We start from the raw sequence: 5,573 nt of genomic DNA, 5'->3' as shown, positions 1-5,573 counted from the left end.
CGGGTGGAGGTTAATCAGGCCGCCCATGACTGCGGCGGCATTGCTCTGCATGACATCATCAACAACAAGTTTGCCAAAAAGGCGATCGAGAAGGGCGCAGACGGCCTGATCGCCGTCGCCGCAGGTGCGGGTGGCCACGCAGGGCCACAAAACCCGCTGGCTCTCATTAGTGAAATCCGTGAATGGTTTGACGGCCCGCTGCTGCTGTCCGGCTCCATCGGCACCGGCGCGTCGCTTCTGGCGGCGCAAGCCATGGGCGCAGACCTCGGCTACATCGGCTCGCCTTTCATCGCCACGGAAGAAGCCAACGCCATGCAGGGTTACAAAGACATGATTGTCGACAGCGGCGCAGAAGACATTGTCTACTCTTCGTTGTTCACCGGCGTCTCTGGCAACTACCTGAAAGGCTCCGTGTCCAATGCCGGTATGGACCCGGACAACCTGCCGGACGGTGACGTGAAAACCATGGACTTTGGCGATGACCGCGAAAAACCCAAGGCCTGGAAAACCATCTGGGGCTCCGGCCAAGGCATTGGTTCCGTGAAAGAAGTCACCAAAACCGCAGATCTTGTGGACCGCCTGGAACGCGAATACATCGCTGCGTGGGAGCGCTTGCAGGCCCGCATGTCATGAGCCAAATGTTCTATCTCATTCGCCACGCGCAAGCCAGCTTTGGTGCGGTTGACTATGACAATCTGTCTGACCTCGGCCATCGCCAATCAGCGGCGCTGGGCGCAGCTCTGAAGCGTCAGGGCGTTGTGCCGGACGCGGTGTTCATCGGCGCGCAAAAACGCCATCGCCAGACATGGGACGGCATTGAAAGCGCGCTGGGCACCGGTCTGACGCCCATTGTTGTACCGGGGTGGAACGAGTTTGATTTCGCTGGATTGCTAGAAGCCCGTTACGCCAATCGTGACGACAAACCTGCGGGCCTGCATGACGACCGCAAAACCCATTTTCGCATTCTGCGCGACACCGTGCGCGAGTGGCAGCACGACAAGATCGACAATCCACCAGAGAGTTTTGAAGCGTTCACGGATCGCGTGCGTGAGGCCCGCGCCATTGTGGCGGCTTCGGGGGCGAAAACCCCACTGGCTGTCAGCTCTGGTGGTGCCATTGGGCGCACCATTGCCGATGTTCTCGACGCGCCAGCCGAACAAATGATCCTGCTGCAATTGCAGGTCAAAAACTGTGCCGTGGCCCGGCTGGTCATGGCCAAAGGCCACACCTGGCTCAACGGGTTCAACGACACCCCGCATATTGACGGCGACAACCAAGACGAGATGCTGACCTACAGCTAAGCTGGGACATGCATTGGGAGGATACCATGGACGCTACCCAACTGGACACAGATGCTGTCGCGCGCTGGCTCCGCGCCAATCTCGACGGCTTTGAAGGCCCGATCGAGGCCACAAAATTTGACGTTGGCCAATCCAACCCCACTTTTCGGCTGGATACCCCCTCCGGTCAGTACGTCTTGCGCCGCAAACCGCCGGGCGTGCTCTTGAAATCCGCCCACGCTGTGGACCGCGAGTTCCGCGTGCAAAAGGCACTCTCCGCCAGCGATGTGCCCGTCGCCAACATGCACCTGTTGTGTGAAAACGACGATGTGATTGGTTCCGCCTTTTACGTCATGGATTTTGTCGAGGGGCGCAATTTCGACGACCCACGCTTGCCAGACTTAGACAACGAAGGCCGCGCTCAAGTGATCGACGAAATGGGGCGCGTGCTTGCGGCCATCCATTCGGTTAACATCACCGCCGTTGGCCTCTCGGACTACGGCCCCGAGGGCAATTATTTCGAACGTCAGGTCGGCCGCTGGACCAAACAGTATCGCGCCAGCGAAACCGACACGATCCCGCAGATGGATCAGTTGATCGACTGGCTCGCGGCCAATATCCCCGCTGATGACGGCAAGCGCACGCTGGTGCATGGCGACTACCGGATCGACAACATGCTCTTTGCCAAAGACTGCCCCGAAGTGGTGGCGGTGCTGGATTGGGAGCTTTCCACCATCGGCCACCCCTATGCTGACCTCGCCGCGGTGATCATGCAATGGCAAATGCCGCCCGGCAACGAGGGCAGGGGACTGGCTGGCGTGGACCGAGCTGCGCTGGGCTTACCAACCGACGAAGAATTCATCGCCGCCTATTGCACACGCATGGGCCTGCCCGGCATTGAGAAGTTTGGCTTCTACCTCGCCTTCTGCTTCTTCCGCATGGGGGCCATCATTCAGGGCGTCAAGAAACGCGCGCTGGACGGCAACGCCTCAGACCCAGAGCGCGCCGCCAAGTTGGGCAGTTTTGTACCAATGTTTGCCATGGCCGGGCTGGAGGCAACAAAACGTGGATAAGATGTATCAAGATAAAGTGGTGATGATCACCGGCGCCGCCAGCGGGTTTGGGGCCATGGCGGCGGAGCGATTTGCCGATCAAGGTGCCAAGCTAGGTTTGTCGGACATCAACGGCGACCAACTGACCACCGTGGCGGATGACTTGCGCGCCAAAGGCGCAGAGGTGGTTGCCGACGTGGTCGATGTCGCCGATGAAACCCAGGTCGCGGCCCATATTGCCAACATAGCAGAGACCTTCGGCACCCTCGACATTGGGATCAACAACGCTGGCATTGGACACGACGTACGGCCTCTGCAGTTCCTCACCTCCGAGGACTTTGACCTGATGATGAACGTGAACGCCAAGGGCGTGTTCCTCTGCATGAAGTATCAGATCCCGCTGATGCAAAAGGCAGGGTCCGGCACAATCCTCAATGTGGCCTCTGCCGCCGGGCTTGTTGGCTCCGGCCATCTGTCGCTTTATTCGGCCGCCAAACACGCCGTGGTCGGCCTGACCAAAGCGGCTGCGGACGAAAACGCCACCCGTGGGATCCGTGTGAATGCGCTTTGCCCATCGTTTTCCGCCACTCCCATGGTAGATGAGATGGCAGACATGGTTGGTGAACGCGCCGGCCTGTCCCGCGACGATGCCATGACACACATCGCAAGCCGTGTACCTATGCGCCGGGTGTCCAAACCCGAAGAAGTGGTGCAAGCCATGTTGTGGATCAATGCACCAGAGAACAGTTTTATGACCGGGCAAGCGATTGCCATTGATGGTGGTTTGACCGCTGTGTGACAGCCACATGATCTGCAACAAAGTATCTGAAAGCACGCTGCATGCCCTACGCCCCCCTCGATCCCGCTTTGGACGAAGCCCCCTACGATTTGCAAAAACACCTTGGTTTTGAGCTCACCCATTGGGATGTGGACTATGCTCGCCTCGCATTGCCAATTGCGCCGCATTTGATGAACCGTGCGGGCATCCCACACGGCGGCATCTACGCCACGCTTTTAGACACAGTTATGGGGTTTGCTGGCTGCTATACTGGCACGCCGGAGCTTAAAAAATTGGCGCTCACGCTTTCGCTCACCACCAACTTCTTATCGCGCCCCAAAGGCAAAGGTTTGATTGCAGAAGGTTGGCGCACCGGCGGCGGCGCCAAAACCTTCTTTGCCGAAGGCACCATCACGGACGAAACCGGTGAGGTCATCGCCCGCGGCTCCGGTGCCTTCAAGTATCGCGCAACGACGCTTTAACCGGCCAGCGCAGTTGGTGCTTCAGCGTCCCAGCTGCGCGCCAGTTCCGCCACTGAGGCGAGGATAAAATCGACGGTCTCATCTGTCATCAAAACGCTGAGGTTCAAGCGTACAAAACCGGGCTTCGCTTTTCCTGGGCCTTGCAAAATGTCATTGCGGATTGCGGAGGATTGATCATCGCCAATCTTCAACAGTTCATGCACATACGGCCCCGCGCAAGAGCAGCCGCCGCGCGCTTGAATGCCATATTGCTCAGATAGTGCGCGGGTGAAGTCGTTGTGATCAATCCGCTCGCCATAGGCGTTCAGCGGCACAAACGACAGGATCGGCAGGCGTTCTTTACGCTCAGGTGCCAGAACTTTCAGGCGCGGCTCCGCATCCCAGGCCGCAAACGCCCGCGCGGTCAGCTCTGCATTGCGCGCCGTCATCGCCTCTTGGCCAATCCCCTCTTTCACCTTCAGCGCCAACGCCACACGAATGTCGCCGACCACATTGGGCGTGCCACCTTCCTCGCGCTGTTCCAGCTTGGCGACGTAGTCGTGCTGATGGGCGTTTACAAACGCCACGGTGCCACCACCCGGACGATAAGGCACGCGGGCACAGGCCACATCCTGACGCACCACCAAAACACCGCTGGCACCAGGCCCGCCGATGCATTTGTGGGGTGAAAACACCAGGGCGTCGATCTCCACACCTTTGGCCGGTGTCATCTGCATCGCCAAGTAAGGCCCGCCCCCGGCGTAGTCCCACACCATGATCCCCCCATGGTGTTTGACCAGCCGGGTCAGCGCCGCCACATCCGTGCAGACCCCTGTCACATTGGCCGCAGCGCTCAGCGCCACGATCACACGGCCTGTGGCCCCCCGCTCCGTGAGCAGCTGGGTCAGAATTTTGCGATCCGGGCCCGGCAAATCGCCTTCCGGAACTTCAATCACATCGGCGCCGCTCTCGCGCCACGGCAGCAGGTTGGAATGGTGCTCATACGGCCCCACCAATACGGTGTCGCCCGCACCCACGCCCATCAGATGCATCAGCTGGTTCAGGCCAGTTGTCGCGCCAGACCCGGAGAAGATCACCGCATGTTCTTCGGCCCGCGCGCCACAGTGCTCCCGCACCACCTCACGGGCGCCTTCCCGCAGCGCCCCCATGCGCGCTCCACAGAAAGACGCGTCAGTGTGGGTGTTGGCATAGTAGGGCAGCACCTCTTCCATTACGAAGCTCTCCACCTGTCGCAACGCCCGCCCGGAGGCCACGTAGTCAGCATACACCAGCTTCTTGGGGCCGGTGGGCGTGTCGATGTGCACTTCGCCGCCAATCAATCCATGCCGCAAAGAGGCCTCCGGATCTGTCGCGGTTTTTAGGGTGTCTGCAAATGTCTCAAAGGGGGCGGTTAGGTGGGTCATGGTATCCTCGTGCTCGCGTTGTCTTGGAGTTTACCCCCGTGCCGATAGGGAAATGCTCTCTTTTTTATGGCCATTCTGCTAAATTCGTGGTCATGTGATAGTTATGAGTATAAAATTAGACCAAATTGATCGAAGTATCCTCGATGTTTTGCAACGAGACGCCTCTCTGTCTCAACGGGAGGTGGCGGATCGTGTTGGCCTGTCCCAAAATGCGCTTTGGCGGCGGCTAAAGCGGCTGGAGGAAGAGGGCGTGTTGCTCGGTTCTCGCATGCGCATCGATCCTGCGGTTTTGGGGCTGGACCTGACGGTCTTTGTGATGGTGCGCACCCGCAATCACTCGATGGAGTGGGCGGAAGGCTTCAAGGCGCACGTTGCCCGCATTCCCCAGGTGGCGGAGATGCACCGCATTGGCGGCGACTGGGATTACATGCTCAAAATCATAACATCAGGCATGTCAGGGTATGATGCGGTCTACCGCCGTCTGACCACCGGCTATGAAATGGACACAGTCACCGGATTGTTCTCAATGGAAACCATGCTCGACGATCGTCCTGTCGACGTTTTTGGGTAAGCAAAGC

The 5,573-nt window shown here is 59.2% G+C and carries 7 protein-coding genes; 6 read left to right on the top strand and 1 reads right to left on the bottom strand.

What is annotated here, in order from left to right:
- From QZ517_RS19400 to QZ517_RS19380, 5 genes are all read left to right on the top strand, one after another.
- A partial coding sequence (locus QZ517_RS19400) for a nitronate monooxygenase (RefSeq protein ID WP_294230488.1) occupies positions 1 to 633 on the top strand: 633 nt, incomplete at its 5' end.
- Entirely contained in the window at positions 630 to 1,301 is a 672-nt protein-coding gene (locus QZ517_RS19395; protein WP_294230485.1) for a histidine phosphatase family protein, read from the top strand. The genes QZ517_RS19400 and QZ517_RS19395, both read left to right, overlap by 4 nt.
- A 26-nt stretch (positions 1,302 to 1,327) precedes the next feature.
- Positions 1,328 to 2,353 (top strand): phosphotransferase family protein, encoded by a 1,026-nt coding sequence (locus QZ517_RS19390; protein WP_294230482.1) that lies wholly within the window; start codon positions 1,328 to 1,330, stop codon positions 2,351 to 2,353.
- Between the two features lies 1 nt (position 2,354).
- Positions 2,355 to 3,131, top strand: coding sequence for an SDR family NAD(P)-dependent oxidoreductase (locus QZ517_RS19385; protein WP_294230479.1), 777 nt, complete (start codon positions 2,355 to 2,357; stop codon positions 3,129 to 3,131).
- Positions 3,132 to 3,172: 41 nt separating this feature from the next.
- Complete coding sequence (locus tag QZ517_RS19380; protein WP_294230476.1) at positions 3,173 to 3,592, top strand: PaaI family thioesterase; 420 nt, start codon at positions 3,173 to 3,175, stop codon at positions 3,590 to 3,592.
- Here the strand turns inward: QZ517_RS19380 and QZ517_RS19375 are convergent.
- Positions 3,589 to 4,995 carry an aminotransferase class V-fold PLP-dependent enzyme gene (locus tag QZ517_RS19375; protein ID WP_294230473.1) on the bottom strand — a complete coding sequence of 469 codons (1,407 nt, stop codon included), beginning with the start codon at positions 4,993 to 4,995 and terminating at the stop codon, positions 3,589 to 3,591. The genes QZ517_RS19380 and QZ517_RS19375 overlap by 4 nt on opposite strands.
- Before the next feature lie 103 nt (positions 4,996 to 5,098).
- Here QZ517_RS19375 and QZ517_RS19370 point away from each other — a divergent pair, with 103 nt between their 5' ends.
- The gene (locus QZ517_RS19370; protein WP_294230470.1) at positions 5,099 to 5,566 is read left to right on the top strand and encodes an Lrp/AsnC family transcriptional regulator; all 468 of its coding nucleotides are present in this window, start codon (positions 5,099 to 5,101) and stop codon (positions 5,564 to 5,566) included.
- Positions 5,567 to 5,573 lie beyond the last annotated feature (7 nt).

Origin of the sequence: uncultured Shimia sp. (genome assembly GCF_913054185.1) — a bacterium.
GTDB lineage: Bacteria > Pseudomonadota > Alphaproteobacteria > Rhodobacterales > Rhodobacteraceae > Shimia.
The sequence above is the reverse complement of the archived record's forward strand: the minus strand, read 5'-3'. Positions and strand labels throughout refer to the sequence as shown.